The 540-nt window shown below is 37.0% G+C and carries 2 protein-coding genes; both read right to left on the reverse strand.

Translation table 11 applies throughout. From position 1 onward, the window contains the following. Positions 1-18: 18 nt before the first annotated feature. The gene (locus tag RSC39_RS12040) at positions 19-261 is read right to left on the reverse strand and encodes a hypothetical protein (RefSeq protein ID WP_332537481.1); all 243 of its coding nucleotides are present in this window, start codon (positions 259-261) and stop codon (positions 19-21) included. Positions 262-301: 40 nt separating this feature from the next. After that, positions 302-538 (reverse strand): hypothetical protein, encoded by a 237-nt coding sequence (locus tag RSC39_RS12045; protein ID WP_332537483.1) that lies wholly within the window; start codon positions 536-538, stop codon positions 302-304. Positions 539-540 lie beyond the last annotated feature (2 nt).

Below are 540 nucleotides of genomic sequence, written 5' to 3' on the forward strand. Positions count from 1 at the left end.
ACAGCTTACACAAAAGTTTCATTGGTTGTCCTCCTCAAATACTGATTGCAAATATTCATCAGAATATGGGCACCAACCTTCATCATCAGTCATTTCTTTTTTAAGTTGCTTCCAGTCTGAAAACTGACCAATAATTGAATCGTGGTCTCCACACATTTCACAAGGAGTTTCAATTTCTCCTAATTCTTCTTCTGGAGTATCTTCTGGCATCAGATGAAATCCTCCGTCCAAATGATTTTCAATTACCCAATATTCTTTCATTCAATCCCTCCCCACCAGTCATTGACCAGCGATATTAGTTTCATTCCGCTACCTCATAAGTCTTATGGAAAATATCAGGCTTGCACGGATAATACTCTCCGTTTACTCCCTGAATAATGTAGTCGCCATCAGAAACTACCATATCTCCTTCAAGAGTTTCAATAACAGGCTTAAACCCACCTATAATACTAAGAAGTACCATTGGATAAGAATCACTAAGTTTTGCTTGTGATATCTCACTATTCCATTTTTCTTTATTAAATTCCCATGCTTCGATAA

The organism is Lactococcus sp. (genome assembly GCF_036648155.1).
Lineage (GTDB): Bacteria > Bacillota > Bacilli > Lactobacillales > Streptococcaceae > Lactococcus > Lactococcus cremoris.

Excerpts from the sequence above, each read along its gene's own strand:
- RSC39_RS12040 (WP_332537481.1), bottom strand. The coding sequence starts at position 261 with ATGAAAGAATATTGGGTAATTGAAAATCATTTGGACGGAGGATTTCAT.